Annotated in this window: 18 protein-coding genes; 11 read left to right on the top strand and 7 right to left on the bottom strand. The window is 74.9% G+C overall.

The window, feature by feature from the left end; all coding sequences use genetic code 11:
- Positions 1-455: 455 nt before the first annotated feature.
- The 7 genes from O4U47_RS12530 to O4U47_RS12500 all read left to right on the top strand — a co-directional run bounded on the left by O4U47_RS12530 (position 456) and on the right by O4U47_RS12500 (position 10672).
- Entirely contained in the window at positions 456-1616 is a 1161-nt protein-coding gene (locus O4U47_RS12530) for a S1 family peptidase (protein WP_270677994.1), read from the top strand.
- Between the two features lie 810 nt (positions 1617-2426).
- Positions 2427-3140 (top strand): YdcF family protein, encoded by a 714-nt coding sequence (locus O4U47_RS12525; protein ID WP_270677993.1) that lies wholly within the window; start codon positions 2427-2429, stop codon positions 3138-3140.
- Between the two features lie 291 nt (positions 3141-3431).
- Complete coding sequence (locus O4U47_RS12520) at positions 3432-3878, top strand: hypothetical protein (RefSeq protein WP_408638960.1); 447 nt, start codon at positions 3432-3434, stop codon at positions 3876-3878.
- Positions 3878-5287 (top strand): hypothetical protein, encoded by a 1410-nt coding sequence (locus tag O4U47_RS12515; RefSeq protein WP_270677991.1) that lies wholly within the window; start codon positions 3878-3880, stop codon positions 5285-5287. The genes O4U47_RS12520 and O4U47_RS12515 overlap by 1 nt, the downstream gene beginning before the upstream one ends.
- Positions 5288-5289: 2 nt before the next feature.
- The gene (locus O4U47_RS12510; RefSeq protein ID WP_270677990.1) at positions 5290-6657 is read left to right on the top strand and encodes a VWA domain-containing protein; all 1368 of its coding nucleotides are present in this window, start codon (positions 5290-5292) and stop codon (positions 6655-6657) included.
- A gap of 14 nt (positions 6658-6671) precedes the next feature.
- The gene (locus O4U47_RS12505) at positions 6672-7793 is read left to right on the top strand and encodes an ATP-binding protein (RefSeq protein ID WP_270677989.1); all 1122 of its coding nucleotides are present in this window, start codon (positions 6672-6674) and stop codon (positions 7791-7793) included.
- On the top strand, positions 7790-10672 hold the full coding sequence (locus O4U47_RS12500; protein ID WP_270677988.1) for a DUF5682 family protein: 2883 nt from the start codon (positions 7790-7792) through the stop codon (positions 10670-10672). Before O4U47_RS12505 ends, O4U47_RS12500 begins: the two co-directional genes overlap by 4 nt.
- Before the next feature lie 94 nt (positions 10673-10766).
- Here the strand turns inward: O4U47_RS12500 and O4U47_RS12495 are convergent, their stop codons facing one another.
- Together O4U47_RS12495 and def are read right to left on the bottom strand one after the other, a co-directional pair.
- A complete protein-coding gene (locus O4U47_RS12495) occupies positions 10767-11447 on the bottom strand; it encodes a hypothetical protein (protein WP_270677987.1) in 681 nt (226 codons plus the stop codon).
- Positions 11448-11610: 163 nt separating this feature from the next.
- Positions 11611-12294, bottom strand: a complete 684-nt coding sequence (gene def, locus O4U47_RS12490; protein WP_270677986.1) for a peptide deformylase — start codon at positions 12292-12294, stop codon at positions 11611-11613.
- Between the two features lie 182 nt (positions 12295-12476).
- On the opposite strand from def, the gene O4U47_RS12485 reads away from it, so the two are divergent.
- The gene (locus O4U47_RS12485; protein WP_270678008.1) at positions 12477-13418 is read left to right on the top strand and encodes a DUF4429 domain-containing protein; all 942 of its coding nucleotides are present in this window, start codon (positions 12477-12479) and stop codon (positions 13416-13418) included.
- Positions 13419-13474: 56 nt separating this feature from the next.
- Here the strand turns inward: O4U47_RS12485 and O4U47_RS12480 are convergent, their stop codons facing one another.
- The gene (locus O4U47_RS12480; RefSeq protein ID WP_270677985.1) at positions 13475-13876 is read right to left on the bottom strand and encodes a RidA family protein; all 402 of its coding nucleotides are present in this window, start codon (positions 13874-13876) and stop codon (positions 13475-13477) included.
- Between the two features lie 94 nt (positions 13877-13970).
- On the bottom strand, positions 13971-14414 hold the full coding sequence (locus O4U47_RS12475; RefSeq protein WP_270677984.1) for an SMI1/KNR4 family protein: 444 nt from the start codon (positions 14412-14414) through the stop codon (positions 13971-13973).
- A gap of 544 nt (positions 14415-14958) precedes the next feature.
- Between O4U47_RS12475 and O4U47_RS12470 the strand changes: the two genes are divergently transcribed.
- The gene (locus tag O4U47_RS12470) at positions 14959-15948 is read left to right on the top strand and encodes a hypothetical protein (RefSeq protein ID WP_270677983.1); all 990 of its coding nucleotides are present in this window, start codon (positions 14959-14961) and stop codon (positions 15946-15948) included.
- Positions 15949-15972: 24 nt separating this feature from the next.
- On the opposite strand, the gene O4U47_RS12465 is transcribed toward O4U47_RS12470, so the two are convergent.
- From O4U47_RS12465 to O4U47_RS12455, 3 genes are all read right to left on the bottom strand, one after another.
- A complete protein-coding gene (locus O4U47_RS12465; RefSeq protein ID WP_270677982.1) occupies positions 15973-16917 on the bottom strand; it encodes an endonuclease/exonuclease/phosphatase family protein in 945 nt (314 codons plus the stop codon).
- 115 nt (positions 16918-17032) lie between these two features.
- Positions 17033-17446 (bottom strand): cytidine deaminase, encoded by a 414-nt coding sequence (locus O4U47_RS12460; protein WP_270677981.1) that lies wholly within the window; start codon positions 17444-17446, stop codon positions 17033-17035.
- A gap of 76 nt (positions 17447-17522) precedes the next feature.
- Positions 17523-18308: an SDR family oxidoreductase gene (locus O4U47_RS12455; RefSeq protein WP_270677980.1), complete on the bottom strand. Its 786-nt coding sequence runs from the start codon at positions 18306-18308 to the stop codon at positions 17523-17525.
- A 260-nt stretch (positions 18309-18568) separates the two neighbouring features.
- Between O4U47_RS12455 and O4U47_RS12450 the strand changes: the two genes are divergently transcribed.
- Together O4U47_RS12450 and O4U47_RS12445 are read left to right on the top strand one after the other, a co-directional pair.
- Complete coding sequence (locus tag O4U47_RS12450) at positions 18569-19843, top strand: sensor histidine kinase (protein ID WP_270677979.1); 1275 nt, start codon at positions 18569-18571, stop codon at positions 19841-19843.
- The gene (locus O4U47_RS12445; protein ID WP_270677978.1) at positions 19795-20442 is read left to right on the top strand and encodes a LuxR C-terminal-related transcriptional regulator; all 648 of its coding nucleotides are present in this window, start codon (positions 19795-19797) and stop codon (positions 20440-20442) included. Before O4U47_RS12450 ends, O4U47_RS12445 begins: the two co-directional genes overlap by 49 nt.
- Positions 20443-20480 lie beyond the last annotated feature (38 nt).

The raw sequence follows: 20480 nt of genomic DNA, 5'->3' as shown, positions 1-20480 counted from the left end.
GGACGCCCGGTTCCGCCGACCGGCGCGGCGGGGATTCCCGTTCGGCTACATACCGCACACACCCCGGCTGCGACCTGCACCGTCAAAGACGAAACACACATAGGTCGCATTGGCCGCATACGGCCACTTGAACCCCTCCTGTTCCCGGAGCCCACAGGCGGCCCTCACGGAGCGCCACCCCTCTTCGGTCGCGAATAGGGACATGCCGCGCTTCCCCGTCACTATCATTCACTTTCCGTCATAAGAAAACTTTCCAGTCGTTAAGTTCACTGAACGTGACGCCCTGGTGCACACCGTGCGATTGACCTAAATTCCCTCCTCGTCCGGTGGACGTCCACCGGACACCGGTACCGCGCCGCCCCACACGGCGCGGACGGGAGGGGACTGACCGCCGCGCCCCCGCTCGGCGCAGGCCCACCCGCACGGTTTCCCCCGCGACTGGAAAGGCACCCGAGTTGCCACGGTTCCCCCGCACATCCCCCGCACTGCGCCTCCTCGGAGGCGCGGCCCTGGTGTTCGGCCTGCTCCCCGCCACCGCCACGGCGGCCCAGGCCGACGCCCCCTCCCCCGCCGCTCCCCCCGAGCAGATCGACGCGATGCAGCGCGACCTCGGGCTGACCGAGGCCGAGGCCCTCGACCTGATGGACGCCGAGGCGCAGGCCCGTTCCACCGAGTCCGAGCTGCGCGACGAGCTGGGCGACGACTTCGGCGGTGCCGTCTTCGACATCGGCACCGCGACCCTGACGGTCCAGGTGACCGACGCCGATGCGGCGGGCGCCGTCCGCGGCGCCGGCGCCGAGCCGCAGGTCGTCGACCGGGGCGAGGCCGGCCTCGGTGCGGTGATGGACACCCTGGACGCCTCCGCCGGGCAGGCCGGACCCCAGGTCCACGGGTGGTACGCCGACACCTCCGCCGACACGGTGGTCATCACCGCCGGCGCGGGCGAGGGCGCCGCCGCCGAGGCCTTCGCCGAGGCCGCGGGCGTCCCCGCCGACGCGGTGCGCGTCGAGGAGGAGGCCGCGGCGCCGCGGCCCCTCGCCGACATCGTGGGCGGCACGCCCTACTACTTCGAGAAGCCCGACGGCTGGTACGTCTGCTCGGTCGGCTTCCCCGTCGAGGGCGGCTACGTGACCGCCGGGCACTGCGGAGCGGCCGGGAGCACCACCTGGCAGGAGGCCCCCGGGACCACGCGGACCGGGACGGTCGCCGAGTCGGTCTTCCCCGGCCAGGACGCCGCCTGGGTCCGCACCGAGCCGGGATTCGCGCCCGTGCCGCGGGTCAGCGACCACAGCGGCGGCACGGTCACGGTGACCGGCTCCCAGGAGGCCCCGGTCGGCGCCTCGGTGTGCCGCTCCGGCCAGACGACCGGCTGGCACTGCGGGACCGTCCAGGCCAAGGACCAGACCGTCAACTACGCCGAAGGGGCCGTGCACGGGCTGACCCGGACCAGCGCCTGCGCCGAGGGGGGCGACTCCGGCGGCTCGTGGCTGAGCGGGACCGAGGCCCAGGGTGTGACCTCCGGCGGCTCGGGCGACTGCACCTCCGGCGGGACGACCTACTTCCAGCCGCTCGGCCCGGTCCTGTCGCAGTGGGACCTGACCCTGCTCACAGGCTGACCGCACCGACGGGGGCGGCCCACCGCCGAGGGGCCGCCCCACCCCGGGCCCCGCCGGCGCCGGCCCCTCCCGGCCCCGGCGGGGCCTTCGGCCGCTCCCGGGGGTCCCGGCCCGGATTTCCACCGTTCACTACGCTTTGTGTGCAATACCGCTGTGACCTGCGGCGTTACACGTGAAACCCCGCACCGACAGATTGACCTGATCCGGTCATTCCACCCCCCGCTCCACGCCCGGTGCGGCCCCGCCGCCACTACCCCTGGTAACCGGCGCGTCGACCGGAACCGGCGTTTCCTCCGCCCCCGTAGGCGCCGTCTCACCCTGCGCGTTCAGGAAACCGTCCTTCCGGTTCCTTTACGGAACGTGACTCATCGCCCCGATTCCTCTCTTTCCGCTAGATTCCTGACCCGTTCGACGCATTCGATGCAATTGCATGTGAACCGGCGCCCCGAGCACCATCCGAAAGCGTCCGCCCAGGACGGGCTCCGCGCGGACCGGGACCGTCCCCCGGCCCGCGCGGAGCCCCACCCCCTCCGCGCCCCCGTGACACACCGGCGCGCACATGCAACTCTCCGCAACCTTTGCGCCGCGCCGACCGGGGGCGCTGGACTTGGACGACCGCGGCGGGACGGAACCCGCCGACGGAGGGGCACCACCCTCCCCGGAGCGCCTTCGCTCCCTGGTGCCCCACCGACAAGCGGCATACGCCCGCAGCGGCAGCGGCCCGGGAGGGACGTCCCCCTCCCGGGCCGCCCCGGGCGGCAGGAGCCCCCGCGGCTGCGGGCACGGCGCGGCGGCGCTAGTGTGCCTGCCGTGGACTCTGTGGAGCAGGACGGGAACACCCGCGCGCCGGCCGTGGGGGCACGGGAGCACGCCTGGGCGAAGGTCCTGTGGGACTTCCACGCCGCCCCCGCGGCCGAGGTCGTGAAGGGCGACATCATCCTCGCCCTGGGAAGCCACGACGTCCGCGTGGCCCACCACGCCGCCCGCCTCTGGCATCAGGGCGCCGCACCGCTGGTGGTGTTCTCCGGCGACCGGGGGCGGCGCACCGGCGGAGGAGACGGGCACGACCGGTGGGCGCTCCCGGAGGCCGAAGTGTTCTTCCAGGCCTCGGGGCTGCCGCCCGAGGCGGTCCTGCTGGAGGGCCGGGCCACCAACACCGGGGAGAACTTCGGCTGCGCCCGCCTGCTGTGCCAGGAGCGGGGCATCCGCGTGCGCACGGCCGTGGCGACGGCCAAGCCCTACATGGCCCGACGCGCGCTGGCCGCCGCCGCGGTCCACTGGCCGGAGGCCGAATGGGCGTTCAACGCCTTCGGCGGCGGCTACGAGGGCTACACCGACGACGCGCACCTGCCCGAGGAACTGGTGGCGTTCCTCGTCGGCGACCTGCAGCGCCTGGCGGTCTACCCCGGCCGGGGCTGGAGCGCCCCGGTGGACATCCCGCCCGGGGTCCGTGCGGCCCACAAGGCCTTGGTGGAGGCCGGTTTCACGTCCCACCTGGTCCCCGACGCGCCCGCGCTCCTCTGACGCCCGCCTGTCGTCCCAGGGCGGACCGGGTGGCGAAACCGCCGCCCTCGACGCCCCGAGCGCCCGGGGCCCATGAGCGGACACGCGCCACACCGCCTGCCGCTTCGGGGCTCCCGAGTCCCAGCGGCTCCGTTTTTGTCACCGGGGACCGATAGAAATACACCATCGCCGATCGAGGACCGGCCCGGCGCCGCCGTTCCGGACCCGTCCATCGGCCCTCCCGATCATGCCCTCCCCCGAGAAGGTGATGCCGTGGCTCCCCACGACTCCGGACCGGCGAGCGTGCTGTCGATGGTCCCGACCGTCTACGGCCGCAAGCTCAACAAGGTCCCCTACGTCGAACTCGCCGACGGGCGGGTCCAAGGGGTGGTCTCCAGCGGATCGGCCGGAGAACGCGTCTACGTGTCCTCCGTGAGCGCCGGTTCCCACGCCCTGAGCTGCGCGACCAACAACAACCGCCCCTGCGGCGGGCTCGGCGGCCGCGCCTGCAAGCACATCCGGTCCCTCATCGACGAGGCCTGCCGCCACTACGGCGCCGAGCGCGTCGCCGCCCACCTGCGGACGGACGCCGGGAAGGAGGCCAAGGACGCGCTCGCCGACCTGCACGGCCCGGTGGAGCCCGGCCCCACCGGCGTGGTCTTCACCCGCTTCCTGCGCTACCTGTCCTACCTGGAGCACCCGGGCGCCGCCGCCCCCATCCCGGAACTGCACTGGTTCCCGGCAGGGAGGTCCAACTGATGCGCCCCGCCGCCCTGACCGGCCTCCTCGCCTCCGCACCGCCCGGGGCCGACGAGGCGCTGGAGCTCACCGACCGCCTGGACGCCGTCCTCACCGACGGCCTGGCCCGGCCCGGGGCCGAAGGCGCCCGGGCACTGGAGGACCTCGCCGCCGCCACCGGCTCCTCCCCGCTGGCCGCCCCGGTGCGCGAGGCCGCCTCCGCCATGGGATCGGGGCCGGTCGGCGCCGCCTGCCTGGCCGCGCTCGCCGGCGCCCGCACCGCCCTGACCGGGGCCGTGCACGACGCCCTCCTGGCCGCCCTGGACACCGCGCTGGGGCGCACCCGCGAGGAGGCGGACGCCCCCGCGGCGCCCGCACCCGCGCCCGCACCCGAGCTGGAGGGCGCCCGCTCCTGGCTGGCCGAGCTGGCCATGGCCGGGTGGCGCGGCGTCGACCGGGACCTGGCCGCCGGGGCCGACGCCGCCCTCACCCCGCTGCTGGAGGACCCGGCCCGGCGGCGGCTGGCGGTGCTGCTCGACGGGCTCGGCGCCGAGCTGCGCGCCCACTGCCCCCTGCCCGGCGACCAGGACCCCCCGGCCCGCCGCTGGAGCGACCTGTGGGCCCGCGCGGTGCTGCTCGCCCAGGACGCGTTCCCTGTCTGGCCCGGCGCCCCCGCCCGGCAGGCCACAGGCCGCCTGCTGCCGCTGGGCGCCGACGTCCACCAGCACCCCACCGCCTTCCAGGTGCAGGTCCACGCCCTGCTGGAGCCCTCCGACGGCGGGCCCGTCCGCCTGGTGCGCACCTCGGTGTCGGCCCTCAAGGTCGACGTGCTCACCCGCGAGTCGGTGTGGGGCCTGCTGGCCGAGCACACCGTGCTGCTGCGCGCGCTCGCCGAGCACCGCGCCCTGGACGTCGAGGGCATGCCGCTGCTGGAGGGCGGGGACCTGCTCTGGGACGAGGGCCGCGCCGCACTGGGCGGGCCCGCCGACCGCTTCGCCGCCGCCCGGCTGCACCTGGCCGGTGCCGCCGCCCCGGCCGTCCCGGCCCTGGAGCGGCACCCGGCCCGGATCGCCGAGCCGGTCCTGCTGGAGGGCTACACGGCCAAGAAGAGGACCAGGCCCGCCCCCGGCCTGGAGCTCGACCTGGACGGCGCCCGCCTCCCGGTGTCGCTGCTGCGCCGGCCCGACAGCTCCTCGCTGGACATGAAGGCCGCGGCGTCCTCCGGCGCCTGCCTCGGGCTGATGCGCTGGGACGCCGGGCAGTGGTCGGTGCAGATGCTCGGGGTCGCCGCGAAGAAGGCCCCGGCCGAGCAGACGCACACCGGTGACTGGGCGTTGGGCCCCACCGACCCCAAGTTCGCCACCGCGCTGAGGAACTCCGACCCGCTGGGCACGCTCCGCGAGCGCGCCGGGAAGCTGCTGAGGAAGTGAGCATGGCCCCGACCGATCCGCCGCCTGCGGGCGGGGCGGACGGCCCCAATCCGCACGAGAACCGCCGCCAGGTGCTGTACTGGCGCCTGCTCGCCCGCCTGTCCGGCGCCGAGGAGCAGCCCGCCCTGGAGTCGGCGAGCGTGGCCGCGGCCGAGGACGCCGGGCTGCCCCCGGCCGTGATGGACCCCGGCGTGAGCGTCGACTCCCTGGTGCAGCGCTTCCCCGAGCTCGCCGCCGACCTGGAGGGCCTCTCCGAGGCCGCCGGGGCCGGGGCCGAGGGCGCGCCCGCCCCTGGCGCCCCGGTGGGCGAACAGGAGGTGCGCCGCGCCGCTCTGATGTCCAAGCTCCTGCTCAACGTGTTCTCCACCGGCTCGGGCAACGTCACCGCCGAACAGCTGTCGTCCTGGCAGTCCGACGCCGGGTGGCTGGAGCAGGCCTACGGACACGCCCCCGGGTCGATGCGGGGGCGCCCCCGCGACGGCGGCCTCGCCGGGACGCTGGGCGAGCTGGAGGGGGACCTGGTGCGCCGGATGCGGCTGCGCGAGGTCCTGGCCGACGACGCCCTGGCCTCCCGCCTGTCCCCGAGCATGTCGCTGATCGAGCAGCTGCTGCGGGACAAGTCGAACCTGTCGGGTACCGCGCTGGCCAACGCCAAGGCGCTGATCCGGCGCTACATCGACGAGGTGGCCGAGGTGCTGCGCACCCAGGTGGCCCAGGCCAGCGCGGGCACGGTGGACCGCTCGGTACCGCCCAAGCGGGTCTTCCGCAACCTGGACCTGCAGCGCACGATCTGGAAGAACCTGCCCAACTGGAGCCCCGAGGACCAGCGGCTCTACGTGGACCGGCTGTACTACCGGCACACCTCCAAGCGCATCGAGCCCGCCCGGCTCGTCGTGGTGGTCGACCAGTCGGGCTCGATGGTGGACTCGATGGTCAACTGCACCATCCTGGCCTCCATCTTCACCGGGCTGCCCAAGGTCGACGTGCACCTGGTCGCCTACGACACCCAGGCCCTGGACCTGACCCCCTGGGTGCACGACCCCTTCGAGACGCTGCTGCGCACCCGGCTGGGCGGCGGCACCGACGGCACGGCGGCCCTGGAGCACGTCCGCCCCAAGATCGCCGACCCGCGCAACACCGTCGTGGTGTGGATCTCGGACTTCTACGAGTGGAACGAGCGCACGGTGTTCGGCGGGATGGAGGCCCTGCACCGCTCGGGCGTGCGCTTCATCCCCGTCGGGTCGGTGACCAGCGGCGGCCGCCAGAGCGTCAACCCGTGGTTCCGGCAGCGCTTCAAGGACATGGGAACCCCCGTGCTCTCCGGGCACGTCAAGAAGCTCGTTTTCGAACTGAAGAACTTTCTCGGCTAGGAGTGGACCCCTCAATGACCGACCAGATGCTGCGCGCCCCCGCCGAGGTCCAGTACGCAGAGGAGCTGGCCTGGCTGGAGTCGGTGGACGACGGCCCCAAGCCGTTCACCTGGCGGCTGAGCCCCAAGATGGTGCGCGCCTTCGTGCTGGGCTCCGAGCCCGGGGACGGCCTGGACCGCGAGATCTCCCAGAAGTGGTTCGGCGACCGCACGTTCGTCGAGCGCGCCGTGGTCACCCTGGCCTCCGACCGCGGCCTGCTGCTCATCGGCGACCCCGGGACCGGCAAGAGCTGGCTGGCCGAGCTGCTGTCCGCGGCGATCTGCGGCGACTCCACCCTGGTGGTGCAGGGAACCGCGGGCACCACCGAGGACCACATCAAGTACTCCTGGAACGTGTCCATGGTCATCGCCAAGGGCCAGTCCCGGGAGGCGCTGATCCCCTCGCCGATCATGACCGCCATGGAGCGCGGCGCCGTCGGCCGCTTCGAGGAGCTGACCCGCTCCACCAGCGACGTGCAGGACGCCCTCATCTCCATCCTGTCGGAGAAGTACGTGTCCATCCCGGAGCTGAACGAGGACAACACCGTCTTCGCCAAGCCCGGCTTCGCCGTCATCGCCACCGCCAACAGCCGCGACAAGGGCGTCAACGACCTGTCCTCGGCACTGAAGCGGCGCTTCAACTTCGTGAAGATCCCGGTGGTGTCCAACCGCCGGAGCGAGGCCGAGATCGTCCGGTTCCGCACCACCGAGCTGCTGCGCCGGCACGACATCGCCCTGGAGGTGCCGCCCTCGCTGCTGGACGTGCTGCTGCAGAGCTTCACCGACCTGCGCGCCGCCTCGGCGGCGGCCTCCAGCGACGACGAGCGCCTGGAGTCGGCGCTTTCCACCGCCGAGCAGATCGGCGTGCTGGAGGACGCCATCCTGCACGGCCACTTCTTCGGCGACAGCACGCTGCGCGCCGGGACGCTGGCCGGGTCCCTGGTGGGCTCGCTGGCCCGGCGCACCCCCGAGGACCTGGCCATCCTGAACAAGTTCTGGCACGGCGTGGTGGAGCCGCGCGGCGCCGACGAGGGCGAAGGGGGACCGTGGCAGGAGTTCCTGGAGGGCGGCAAGCAGGCGATCGAGGCCCTCTCGTGAGCACGGCCCCCGCGAACGGCGGCGCCCCGGCGGGCGCCGCCCCCTTCTCCCCGCTGCGCGAGCGGCTGCGGGAGGCCGCCGAGGAGTTCGCCGGGGCCCCGGGCGCGGCCGCCGGCATCCTGGCCGGAATGGTCGACGACGTGGACCGGGCGCTGCGCGAGCCGGTCGAGGTCTTCCCCGTCGCCCACCACTCCCCGGCCGCCGCCCTGGCCATGGCCCGCCGCCTGCGGGAGAAGCGGCCCAAGGCGGTCTTCGTGGAGCTGTGCGAGGACCTGGTGCCGCTCCTGGACGAGCTGCGCAACTGCAAGCTGCCCGTGGCGCTGCAGGCCTTCGCCTCCGAGCCCGAGGGCCTGCCCTCCGCGGGCGGGCCGCTGAGCGTGGTCGCGCCCGTCACCGAGGCCTCGGCCGAGTACCAGGCCATCGCCTACGCCCTGGAGACCCCCGGGGTGGAGCTGGTGGCGGTGGACCGCTCGGTCGACCTGGTCTTCCAGTGGGACGCGGCCCGCGAGGCCGGGCAGGGGCCGGACGCCGGGCAGGACTCGGGGGACGGCGCCGCCGAGGCGGCGGGCCTGCACGGCGGCGCCGTGGGCGTGGAGATCGGCGACCTGCGGCCGCGCTTCGCCGACCTGGAGGAGCACCTGCTGCACCGCGGCCGGGTGCGCCACTGGTCGGAGTGGTGGGACCAGTACGTCGAGCAGCCGCTGGCCCGCGCCGACCACGACACCTACCGGCAGGTCATGGTGGCCGTCGGCGGGCTGTTCCGCCGCCTGTCGCCGCGCGACGCCCGCCTCGCCGTGGACGAGGACCGCGAGCGGCACATGTGGCGGCGCATCCGCGAGCACCTGTCCGCCACCGGCACCGACCCGGCCGACACGGTGTTCGTGTGCGGCGCCTTCCACGCCGCCAGCCCGGTGGAGGAGGCCTCCTCCACCGCCGGGGACGGCGGCTTCACCATCCCGCCGCCCACCGGCACCGGCTGGCTGTACGGGCTCATCCCCTCCAGCAACTCGGCCATCGAGGCCCAGTTCTCCCTGGCGCAGGGGGCGGTGTCGGTCGCCTCGGCCACCTGGGCCAAGCACGTGTCGGCGCGGTCGGTGCGGCCGTTCCGCCTCAAGGGCCAGAAGGGCGCGGGGGCGGCGGGCAAGCGGTCGGCCGTGCCCGCCGCGGCGGGCGCCGCGGCGGGGCCCACCGCCCCCGACCCCGGGCGCCTGTCGGGGTTCCTGTCCGCGCCGCCGGAGCTCGACCCGCTCGACGAGGCGGAGCTGCGCACCTGGTGCGTGGACCTGGTGCGGCTGGCCCGCCGCAACGGCTACGCCTCCAGCACCGCCGACGCCATCGCCGTCTACGAGACCGCGGTGCTGCTGGCGGGGATGCGCGACCGGGCCCGCCCCACCCCCTACGACTTCCAGGACGCGGCGGTCACCTGCATCGAGAAGGACACCGTGCCGGGCCGCCGGGACGTGCGGCGGCTGTGCGAGATCCTGCTCGGCGGGGACCGGGTGGGGTCGGTCGGCTACCACTCGATGCCGCCGCTGGCCAAGGACGTGGCCGACCGACTGGAGCCGCTCGGGGTGGACCTGGGCAAGCGCACCGTGCAGCGCATCCTGGTGGACCTGCGGGCCGAGCCGGAGCTGGAGCCGGCGTCCCTGCTGCTGTGGCGGCTGCGGCGGCTCCTGGGCGCCCCGGTGCGGCCCATCGCCGGGGCGTGCGCCCTGGGCGACCGGTCGGTGCAGGAGAGCTGGGACGTCTCGCTCGGCCGCGACCAGCGCACGCTGATCGAGCTGGGGTACGAGGGCGTCACCGTCGAGCAGGTGCTCGAACAGCGCCTGCGGCGCGCCGCCTGGGACCCCGGGGCCACCGCCGCCTCGGTGCTGGAGGCGGCCGAGGACGCCCTCGTGCTGCTGGACTCCCCGGCCCTGGTGGCCGACCTGGGGCGGCGGGCGGTCGAGGTGCTGGCCTCCGAGCGCACCGCCGACGGCGCCCCGGAGGTGCTGCGCCGCTTCCGGGCGCTGGTGGCGCACTTCCGCGGCACCGGCGCCGGGCTCCCGGCCTGGTGCAAGGAGTTCGTGAAGGCGGGGTACGCGCACTACTGCACCCTGCTGCCGCGGGCCTTCGCCGAGGAGGAGGCGGGCGTCGGGCAGGTGGCGGCGATGCTGTCGTTCCTGTTCTCCCTGGAGAGCACGGCCCTGGCGCTGGGGTGCGACCGGGACCAGCTGGAGCTGGCGGTGGCCCAGTCCCACCCGGAGGACGCCGCCAAGGTGGCGCTGCTGTGGGCGGGCCGCCACCGGCTGGGGGCGCTGGCCCGGGAGGAGCTGCGGGCGCGCTGCGCGGAGCTGCTGGCCAACCCGCTGGTCGTGCCGTCCTACCCGCGCTACCTCAGCGGGTTCGCCCAGGCGCTGGGGCCGGTGCCCGAGCTGGCGCCGTTCGTGGTGGAGGCGGTGTCCGAGGCGTTCGCGCGGCTGCCCGACCGGGTGCTGCTGCCGTGGCTGCCGGTGCTGGTGGAGACGCTGCGCAAGGACGCCGGGACGATGATGCCCGCGCTGGTGCGCGAGGCCGGGCGCACGTTCCCGGGGAAGCCGGGGGCGCTGGACGCCTGGACGCCGCCGTGGGCACGGGAGCAGGCGCCCGCCGCCGACGGGGACGCGGCGGCGCCGTCCGGGGGCGGAGGCCCCGCCGCCGAGCTGCTGGACCGCCACCGGGCGTCCTGCGACGCCGTGGCGGCGGTCCTGGGGGCCGACGGCGCGTGGTCGGGCCCGGACGCCGGGGCGGGCGGCGCCGCCTCCCCCGCGGCGGGTGGGGCGGCCTCCCTGGTCGAACGCCACCCCGCGGCTGCGGCAGCGGTGGCCGCGCTCCTGGAGGGGCGGCGGGTCCGGACGTAGGGGCAGGGGCCGTGCCGCAGCAGGGGCCGTGCGGGGAAGGCGCCCCGCACGGCCCCTGCGGCATGGGGGCGCTCCGGGGTCTCCCGGGAACGCTCTAGACGTCGTCGAACTCGGGGACTCCGTAGGTGCCGACCGAGACGCCCGTCTGGCGGATCTCGCCGCCGCCGTCCTCGTAGAAGCAGGTGGCGTCCTCCACCTCGGCCTCGGGTTCGGCGCGGACCACGTCCTCCATGTCGCACAGCACCTTCTCGGCGCCGGTGCTGTAGCGGAGCTGGTCCTGCACCGCCTCGCGCACCACCGGGCCCTCGGGCATGTCCTGCTGGTACTGCACGATGAACCCCGAGGACTCGATGTCGACGGAGTAGTCGAACTCCTCGCCCATGTAGGTGACCGTGCAGGTCGCCGATTCGCCCTCCTCACCCGCGATGTCGGGGCAGGCGTACCCGGCCCCGGGGTCGGCCGCCTGGGCGAAGGAGGAGATCTTCTCCAGCGCCTCGAAGGCGATGCGGTCGCCGAGCGGGGCATCGTCGGCGGGCTCGTCGGGCAGGTCGGCCTCGTCCAGCCCCGGCTGCTCCTCGGGGACCTCGCCCTGCTCCAGTTCGCCGGGGGGCTCGGCGCCGGACGGGCCGGAGGACTCCTCCTCGGCCGCCGCGGCCTGCTCGGTGGAGGGGGCCGGGCCGGGTTCCTCCGCGCCGCCCGCGCACGCCGTCAGGGCGAGCACGGCGGCGGCCGGGACGAGGGCGAGGCGGGGGGTCCGCACTGCTTCCGCAAGCATCGTCGGGGACATTCCTTACCGTGGGGTCGTCGGCGGCCGCGCCGGACCGCGCACGAGAACACGGTGGCGGCGCCGCCGGGAGGGGAACTCCGACACATGATGCCATCGTTCGGACGCGCTCCGCCTTCGTCCCCCGGCCCCGCGCGCCGGGGCCCCTGCCGGATCAGCCCCGGCCGATGCCCTCCTCGCGCAGCTTGGCGGCGGTGGCCTCGCGGCGCGCGAACACGTCGGCGGACATCTCGTTCATCTGCTTGAGGACCTTCTTGCGCGGGCGCGCGGCCAGCCGGTCGATGTAGAGCCGGCCGTAGGTGTGGTCGGTCTCGTGCTGCAGGCAGCGGGCGAAGTACCCGGTGCCCTCGATCTCCACCGGGGCGCCGTCCTTGTCGACGCCGGTCACCCGGGCGTACTCGGCGCGCGGCAGCTCGGCGTGCGGACCGGGCACCGACAGGCACCCCTCGTTCTCCACCGCCAGGGCGGCCCCCGCCTCGCGCTCGGCCAGCACCGGGTTGACCACGTGGCCGACGTGGCGCACGCCGTCGTCGTCGGGGCAGTCGTAGACGAACAGCCGCAGGTCCTCGCCGACCTGGTTGCCGGCCAGGCCGACGCCCTCGGCCGCGTACATGGTCAGGAACATGTCGTCGATGAGGCCGGACAGCTCGGCTCCGCCGAGCATGGCGGGGTCCACGTCCCTGTTCGCCCGGTGCAGGACCTCGTCGCCGACGACGGTGATGGGCCGCACCCGGCCGCGGGCGGCCCCGGGGGCCGTCGCGGGGAAGTCGTCGACGGGCTCGCCCTGCACGCGCACCCGGGTGTCGACGGGCTGCTCGGGGGTGGACTGCTCGGACATGCGCTGCTCGCTCTTTTCCACATCACCTGATGGCCGGGGTGCGCAGGGGGTCGCCCGCCGCCGCGCAGACCTTCGCAAAATAGCATAAATTCCCAGGTCATGTGCGCGGCGCCGACGGCCGCGAGCGGCCCGGGCCACAGGCCCGGCCGGCGGCCGCACGCCAATATGATCGTGCAATGGCAATGGACGAACTCGCCGGGAAGCAGGCAACGTGGAGCTTCGACGACGAGAAGGTCGTCATCCAATACGCGTCCGGGTGGCTCGCACCCGCCCTGCACAAGGCGCTCGCGCGCTCCGAGGTGCCCATGGCGGCCATCGCCGGAGTGGAATTCCGCTCGCGCAAGGGCGGCGCCATGAAAAAGGGCTGGGAGCTGCGGCTGCGCCTGCACGAACGCACCGACCCCTACAGTTTCGTCGGCGCCGCCCTTTCCCGCGACGAGCCCTTCCTGCTCACCGGAGACGCCAAGCAGGAACTGGTGGCCGAATACCACGCCGACCAGATCCGCTTCGCCGCCGAGCAGGCGGGGCCGCCCGAGCCCGGCACCGCCGCCCGGCTGGTGGCGCCGCTGCCGCTGCACATCCAGGTGCACGAGGGCACCGCGGCCTTCGACGGCGCGTCGCTGAGCCTGCAGTGGGCCGGGAACGCCTCCGGGCCCAAGCGGGCGCGCCAGCGCATGGAGTACCCGCTGGAAGCGATCGAGAAGGTGGAGTGGGTGCCCTCCGACGGGTGGGAGTACGGCCTGCTGCGGGTGGTCGAGCGCGGCGGCGAGCGCAAGGCCGTCAAGCCCGCCAAGGACCTGGCGTGCCTGCTGTTCGACGAGGGCGCCGAGCAGGGCCGGGCGCTGCTGATGGCGGCGACCGTGACCGCCCACCTGTGGGCCGCCGAGGACGGGGGCCGGACGGGCGGGGCGGCGGGCGGGCCGCCCCTGGCCCCCGCACCCCCGGAGGTCGGCGCGCCGCCCTCCGCCGAGCAGGACGCCCCGGCGGCGGAGGGGGACGACCCCGACCCGCAGAGCCGGGTGATCTACGCGCGCATCCGCGAGCTGGGGCGGCTGCACGCCGAGGGGCTGCTGACCGACGAGGAGTTCAGCGCGAAGAAGGCCGAGCTGCTCGACCGGCTGTAAGGCCCCCGGCCCCCGCCCCGGCCGCAGGGCCGGGGCGGGGGCCGGGGCGCCGCGCCTCACTTGAGGGCCGCGACCGCCTCGACCTCGACGAGCTGGTCGTCATAGCCCAGCGCCGCCACACCGAGCAGGGTCGCGGGGGCGTCGTGCCCGCCGAAGGAGGCCCGGACGGCGTCCCAGGCCTCCACGAGCTCCTCCTGCCGGGAGGAGGCCACGTACACGGTGTACTTGACCACGTCGGTCAGGGCCGCCCCGGCCTCGTCCAGGGCGGCCTCCAGGTTGGTCACGCAGCGGCGCGCCTGGGCCTGGAAGTCGCCGGGGGCCACGGTGGAGCCGTCCACGTCCAGGGGGCAGGCCCCGGCGGTGTAGACGGTGCGGGCGGTGGTGACCGCCGCGTACGCGTAGTCGATGTCGTCGGTGAGTCGGTCGCTGGATCGGATCAGGTCGATGTGTTCGCTCATCGTGCCCGATCCTAGAAGCCGGGGCGGCCGCCGCCCCACCGGTTTTCCCCGCCCCCTGCGCGGCTCGGCCCGCGGGGCCCGCCGATGGTCCGGCTCAGCGGTACCAGCCGTTGCCCTGGGTGAAGCAGCGCACCAGGTAGTCGCGCAGCGAGACCACCGCCAGGCGGCGGCGGTCGGTCTCGTGGTCCCACACGACGATGCCGGGGCCGTAGTCGGTGTGCACGTAGGCGAACTGGGGCCCCATGTCGCTGTCGCCGAAGAAGATCATCTCGTCGAAGGGGGCGTAGAGCTCCACGTAGTCGGGCTCGGAGCGCATGGCGAGGTTGTCCTCGACGAGCCGCTCGGCGTTCCACACCACGGCGTCGCCGTACTCGTTGTACACGCCGTCCGTCTCCCGCAGCAGGGAGGCCAGCTCGAAGGGCAGGGGGAGGGACAGCGCCTTCTCCACCTCGGAGAGCACCGCCTCGTCCGCCGGGGCCGCGGGTTCGGCCTCGGGATGAAGTTCACCGATCAGTTCACGCCACACAAGGTGAATCATCACAGGTCGGACCCGCACGCGGGAAACCGGCGGGCGCGAGTCCCCCGAATCGCCCCCGAGGATCGGCCGATTCGCCCCCTTCGCCGGGTGCGCGGTGTGTCGTGTGTCGCTTCGGCCCGCCGAGGGGCCGTGAGCGGATGCGCCACCCCCTCCATGTGGAATAGGGTGGCCCCGCCCTCCGTTGGAGGGGGTGCGGGCCGGTGCGGTAGAAAGTGTCCCCCGGGCTCCATTCAATGCCTTCGCGGAATACCGCGTCGGGCGCCCTCGGGCGACCCGGCGGCCTTCGGAGCCGCGTTGCGCCCTGCGCCGTGAGGCGACCGCCGTACCGGCCCGCACACACCGTTCACCCCGCCCTTCGGGCGGGGTGTTCCCGTTTCCGGGCCTCCTCGGGCCGAGCCGCCCCTCCCGTTTCCGCCGCCGCCCGTTCGACCGCCCGCTTCCGTTACGCACGGGAATCACCCGACTCCGAAGGGTCGCGCTCCGTGCGCGCCTCCTGCGGCTGAATGGGACCGCCACGGCAGACGCCCCAGGAGGAGGAACGACCATGTCCCCGGCCCGACGCTTCCCCGACCGCTCCGGACCCGCCCGCCGCGCGGGCGCCGCCCTGGCGGGCGCGGCGCTGGCCCTCGCGCTCTCCCCCGCGCCCGCCCAGGCCCAGACCTACCCCGGGTACACCGTCAGCCGCTACGTGCCGCTGAACGGATCGCCGTCCGACCTCAGCGGCGCCCGCTCGGCCGGGTGCTCGGAGGGCGAGGCCGGGCGCAGCGGCCCGCGCGTGCTGTTCTTCGGCACCCAGGAGGCCGGCGGCGACCTGCGCCAGCCGGGCACCAGCGCCGGGAGCCGCACCCCGCGCGTGTCGGCCGACCGGGCGGTGCGGGCCGCCGCGGCCTGGGCCGACGGGTTCGAGGACTGCGCCTCCGGGGGCGCCGAGGCCGAGCTGGCCCTGGGCGTCAACAACAAGTCCGACGGGAGGGCCTCGGGGTCCGGCGCCGGGTCCGCGTGGGCCGACGTGGTCGACCGGGCCGCCGCGCGCATATCCGGCGGCCGGGTGTCGGTGGCCGGGGCCGTGGACGCCGAACCGGAGTGGTCCTCGGCCTCCTGGGCGCGGGCGTGGGTCGACGCCTACACCTCGGGCTCCTCCACCCGCCTGTACGCGGCCAACTCCGCGGGCGGGTGCCCGCAGTACGGGTCGTCCGCGACCGGGTGCAACAACGGCTGGACGCTGTCGGACGTGCACTACGTGTCCTCCGGGGCGTCGAGCCGGATCCACGCCGTCCCGCAGATCTACCGGACCGACGGCATCCAGGCCCGCCAGTGGGCGGCGGTCAGCGCCTGGGGCGCGGACCGGGGCCGGGGGCCGGTGCGCTTCGCGGGGTCGATGTCGCAGCGCATCGCCTGCAAGCAGCGCGGCGGGTGCGAGCGGACCGACAACACGGCCAAGGCGGCGTGGACGCAGCTGCGCAAGGAGCTCAACGCCCACTCCGAGACCCGCATCGGCGACCTGCCGTACGCTACGGACGTGCGCTGGCCATAGGCCCGGCGCCGGTGCGCCGCGCGGTCAATAGGCCAGTTCGGCCACCACGCCGCGGTGGTCGCTGCCGGCGACCTCGTGCACCTCGGCGGACCGGGCCTCCATGCCCCGGTAGAAGACGTGGTCCAGGCGCACCATCGGGGCGGACGCGGGCCAGGTGAAGCCCGGCCCCCACCCGGCGGCGCGCTGGGCCTCGCCGAAGCCGTCGAAGGCGTCCATGGCGCGGTCCGTGGCGGCGGTGTTCAGGTCGCCCGCGACCACCACCGGCCCGCCCCCTTCCGCTTCGGCGTCGGCGGCCAGGGCCTCCAAGGAGTCGTTGCGCTCGCCGACGGCCCGGGGGCGCAGCGAGGCCACATGGCCGACCAGCACCGCGACGTCGCCGCCGGGGGCGTGCACGGTCGCGCGGAGCCCGCGGCTCATGCCCACGGCGATCTCCAGCGGCGCGGTCCCGTCGACGGGGTGGCGGCTCCACAGGCCCACGGTCCCCTGGCGGACCCATGCGCCCTCGTCCCCGAGTTCGTCGGCGGCGCATTCGAGGGGGCCGGCGGCCTCAACGACCGCCACCACGTCGGCGCCCCATTCGGACACCTTCCGCAGCGTCCCGCAGGGGTCGGGGTTGTCGGCGCCGATGTTGAGGGTGGCCACGGTCAGGCGGCCCGAGCCCGTGTCCGGACCGCCGCCCGCGCCGAGCCCGGGGACGTAGGCGGGGACGAACAGCAGCGCCCAGACCAGCGCCGCGACCCCGACGGCCGCGGCGCCCGGGCGGGAGCGGAGCAGGAGGGCGCCCAGGGCGGCGGGGAGGACGAGGAGCCCGACCCAGGGCAGTCCGGAGTCGAGGAACACCCCGAGGTCCCCGGGGACCAGCAGGCGCCCGGCCAGCAGGAGCGCCACCAGGGCCCCTGCCCCGACGAGCACCGCATCACGGGGGCGGAGGTGCTTGCGGCGCTGTCGGGGGTGTGTTCTCTCGCTCATGCGGCCCATCCTGGACTCCCCTCCTAAGAGCCGCGTGAGAACGGCGGCCCGGGGAGTGAGAGTCGGGCCGCACCCACTCCGTTCGACGGTGCCGGGCCCTGCCGACCGGGACCGGTCACGCGACGGTGCCGGGTACGTGGACGCCGTCCCGGGCCGGGAGCAGGTCGCCGAGGGCCGCCACGGAGTCCGCTCCCAGGACGACCTCGGCGCCGAGGTTCCGGCGGTCGATGCGGTACAGGAACTCCCGGCAGCGCCCACAGGGCGGCAGGACCAGCAGGCCGCCCGTCGCCTCGTCGCGGGTCACGGCCACGACCTGGGCGATTTCGAACCTCCCTGCGGTGACCATCGCCGCGGCCGCCGCGTGTTCGGCGCAGAACCCCATACCGGACACGGTGTCGATGCACACGCCGAGGAACACCTCCCCGCCGCGCGCGACGATCGCGGCGGCCACTCCGCCCGACGTCCGGTCGTCCCGCTCGGCGGGGTTCAGGCATCCGGCGGCGGTCGCGATGATCTCGGTGGTCTCCATACCGTGACCGATACCAGGCCGGTCCGGCACCTCCGACACCGGCGACCGGATTCGCCCGGCGGAAGCGGGCGCCCGCCTACCCCCGGCCGATGTAGGGCATTCCCGTCGCCATCAGGGTCATCCACTGCACGTTGGCCTCCAGCGGCAGGGCGGCCATGTCCGCCACCGCCCGGGCCACATAGGCCGCGTCGAACACCGGCTCCGGGGCGCGGCTCCCGTCCGCCTGGAGCGTGCCCGCCGCGATGCCCTCGGTCAGTTCGGTGGCCGCGTTGCCGATGTCGATCTGCCCGCACGCGATCCCCAGCGGGCGCCCCTCCAACGCCAGCGACTTCGTCAGCCCCGTCAGCGCGTGCTTGGTCGCCGTGTACCCCACCGACATCGGCCGCGGCACCTGCGCCGACACCGACCCGTTGTTGATGATCCGCCCGCCCCGCGGGTCCTGGCGGCGCATCCGCGCGAACGCCTCGCGCGCGCACCAGAACGCCCCCGTCAGGTTGACGTCCACCACCTGCCGCCACTCCTCGTCGCCGACCTCGTCCACCGCGGTCGGGGCGGGCATCGCGCCCGCGTTGTTGAACAGCACGTCGACGCGCCCCCAGCGCTCGTCGGCCGTCCCGAACAGCGCCCGCACCGCGTCCGGGTCGGACACGTCGCAGCCCACCGCCGCAGCGCGCTCGCGCTCCGGCGCCGCCGCCAGCGCGACCGTCTCCTCCAGCCGTTCCCGCCTGCGCCCCGCCAGGGCCACCGCGTAGCCGCGCCCGAGCAGCTCCAGCGCCACCGCGCGCCCGATCCCGCTACCGGCGCCCGTGACGACCGCCACACGCCCTTCGCCCTCGCCCCGCTCCGGTGCCGCTGCGCCCATCGCCGTCCGCTCTCCTCGTCCGATCCGACCCGTCGTCGGCGCGCACCCCGTCGTCGCAGGGCCGCGCGCTGCCGGGCATCCTCCCACGGGCCGTTCCCGACGCCTCGCGGACGCCGCGCCATGGCCCCTCAGGGGAGCCCCCGACAGGGGACCGCGCACCACTGCGCGCGGTGCTCACGCACCGCCACAATGGACCGAGCGGCCCGGTGCCCTGCGCCGAACGGCCGCCCGCCGCGCCGCCGACACCGCCGAGGACGCCCATGATCCGCGCCGACCGACCCGCCGCCGCCGGACGCCTGTACCTGCTGGCGTGGTCGCTGCTGCTGGTCGCGCTGGCCGCCACCGGGGTGGTGCTGCTCGCCCTGTTCTCCGTGGCCATGGTCCTGACGGCGATCTGGATCGGCCTGCCCATCGCCGTCATGCTCACCCCCCTCATCCGCAGCCTGGCCGACACCTGCCGCCGCGTGCTCGGCCAGTTCCTCGACGAGGGCCCCATCCCCTCCCCCTACAGCCCTCTGCCGCAGGGCACCTTCCCCGCGCGCATCCGCGCCGTCTTCACCGACCCCGGCACCTGGCGCGACATGGCCTGGCTGCTGTTCAACGGCACCGTCGGCGCCATGGTCGCCGGCCTGCCCGCGGTGCTGGTCGGGCACGCCGTCTACCAGACCCTCTACGCCACCGTCCTGTGGCGGTTCGTGCCCGACCTGTACGGCCTGCCCGTGCAGAACCAGACCGAGGCCTTCGTGGCGCTCGTGCCCGCCGTGGTCGAACTGGCGCTGTTCTGGCGCACCACCCCCGCCCTGCTGCGGCTGTACGCCCGGATGAGCCGCTGGCTGCTGGCCCCCACCGAGAAGGCCCGCCTGCACGCCCGCGTCGAGCACCTGGCCACCTCCCGCGCCGACACCATCGACGCCCAGGCCTCGGAGGTGCGCCGGATCGAGCGCGACCTGCACGACGGCGCGCAGGCGCGGCTGGTGGCGCTGGGCATGAGCCTGGGCATGGCCGAGGAGCTGCTGTCGCAGGACCCCGACACCGCCCGGCGGCTGCTCGCCGAGGCCCGCGAGGCCACCCGCCAGGCCCTCGACGAGCTGCGCGACCTGGTGCGCGGCATCCACCCGCCGGTGCTGGTCGAACGCGGCCTGGACGGGGCGGTGCGCGCGCTCGCGGTGTCCCAGCAGCTGCCCATCGACGTCGACATCGACCTTCCCGGGCGCGCCCCCGACCCGGTCGAGTCGGCCGCCTACTTCGCCGTGGTCGAGGTCCTGACCAACGCGGTCAAGCACTCCGGCGCCGACCGGGCGTGGGTGCGCATCACCCACGTGCGCGGACGGCTGATGGTCCTGGTCGGGGACGACGGGCGCGGCGGGGCCGCGGAGTCGGGGGGCTCGGGGCTGCGGGGCATCCGGCGCCGACTGGACTCCTTCGATGGCACCATGAACATCGTCAGCCCGACGGGCGGGCCGACCATCGTGACCATGGAGCTGCCGTGCGCGTTGTCATCGCCGAAGACCTGGCCCTCCTCCGCGACGGGCTGATCCGGCTGCTGGAGGCCCACGGGTTCACCGTGGTGGCGGCTGTGGAGAGCGGGCCGCAGCTGCGGGACGCCCTGGTGGAGCACCGGCCCGACGTGGCCGTGGTGGACGTGCGGCTCCCGCCGACCTTCACCGACGAGGGGCTGCAGGCGGCGATCGAGGCGCGCGGGCAGGTGCCCGGGCTGCCGATCCTGGTGCTCTCGCAGCACGTGGAGCAGCTCTACGCGCGCGAGCTGCTGTCCGATGACCGGGGGGCGGTGGGGTACCTGCTCAAGGACCGGGTGTTCGACGTGGGGCAGTTCCTGGACGCGGTGCGGCGGGTGGCCGAGGGCGGCACGGCGATGGACCCGGCGGTGATCTCCCAGCTCCTGGCCAAGCACGGGGACGAGGGCCCGCTCGCGTCGCTGACCCCGCGCGAGCAGGAGGTGCTGGCCGAGATGGCCGAAGGCCGGTCGAACTCGGCGATCGCGGGGCGCTTGTTCATCACGGAGAAGGCGGTGAGCAAGCACATCAACAACATCTTCACCAAGCTGGACCTGCCGCCGGGCACCGACGACAGCCGCCGCGTACGCGCGGTCCTGGCGTGGCTGAACAACAACTGACGCCCCTCGCCATGAACGGGCGTGCCTCTCGACGGAAG

Origin of the sequence: Nocardiopsis suaedae, from assembly GCF_027706745.1 — a bacterium.
Lineage (GTDB): Bacteria > Actinomycetota > Actinomycetes > Streptosporangiales > Streptosporangiaceae > Nocardiopsis_A > Nocardiopsis_A suaedae.
This window is presented reverse-complemented; position numbering and strand designations above follow the sequence as displayed.

What these genes read in the sequence shown, in the direction of transcription:
- O4U47_RS12520 (WP_408638960.1), top strand. Translation starts at nt 3,432, where the DNA reads ATGGTCCCGACCGTCTACGGCCGCAAGCTCAACAAGGTCCCCTACGTC.
- O4U47_RS12515 (WP_270677991.1), top strand. Translation starts at nt 3,878, where the DNA reads ATGCGCCCCGCCGCCCTGACCGGCCTCCTCGCCTCCGCACCGCCCGGG.
- O4U47_RS12510 (WP_270677990.1), top strand. Translation starts at nt 5,290, where the DNA reads ATGGCCCCGACCGATCCGCCGCCTGCGGGCGGGGCGGACGGCCCCAAT.
- O4U47_RS12505 (WP_270677989.1), top strand. Translation starts at nt 6,672, where the DNA reads ATGACCGACCAGATGCTGCGCGCCCCCGCCGAGGTCCAGTACGCAGAG.
- O4U47_RS12495 (WP_270677987.1), bottom strand. Translation starts at nt 11,447, where the DNA reads ATGCTTGCGGAAGCAGTGCGGACCCCCCGCCTCGCCCTCGTCCCGGCC.
- def (WP_270677986.1), bottom strand. Translation starts at nt 12,294, where the DNA reads ATGTCCGAGCAGTCCACCCCCGAGCAGCCCGTCGACACCCGGGTGCGC.
- O4U47_RS12485 (WP_270678008.1), top strand. Translation starts at nt 12,477, where the DNA reads ATGGACGAACTCGCCGGGAAGCAGGCAACGTGGAGCTTCGACGACGAG.
- O4U47_RS12480 (WP_270677985.1), bottom strand. Translation starts at nt 13,876, where the DNA reads ATGAGCGAACACATCGACCTGATCCGATCCAGCGACCGACTCACCGAC.
- O4U47_RS12475 (WP_270677984.1), bottom strand. Translation starts at nt 14,414, where the DNA reads ATGATTCACCTTGTGTGGCGTGAACTGATCGGTGAACTTCATCCCGAG.
- O4U47_RS12470 (WP_270677983.1), top strand. Translation starts at nt 14,959, where the DNA reads ATGTCCCCGGCCCGACGCTTCCCCGACCGCTCCGGACCCGCCCGCCGC.
- O4U47_RS12465 (WP_270677982.1), bottom strand. Translation starts at nt 16,917, where the DNA reads ATGAGCGAGAGAACACACCCCCGACAGCGCCGCAAGCACCTCCGCCCC.
- O4U47_RS12460 (WP_270677981.1), bottom strand. Translation starts at nt 17,446, where the DNA reads ATGGAGACCACCGAGATCATCGCGACCGCCGCCGGATGCCTGAACCCC.
- O4U47_RS12455 (WP_270677980.1), bottom strand. Translation starts at nt 18,308, where the DNA reads ATGGGCGCAGCGGCACCGGAGCGGGGCGAGGGCGAAGGGCGTGTGGCG.
- O4U47_RS12450 (WP_270677979.1), top strand. Translation starts at nt 18,569, where the DNA reads ATGATCCGCGCCGACCGACCCGCCGCCGCCGGACGCCTGTACCTGCTG.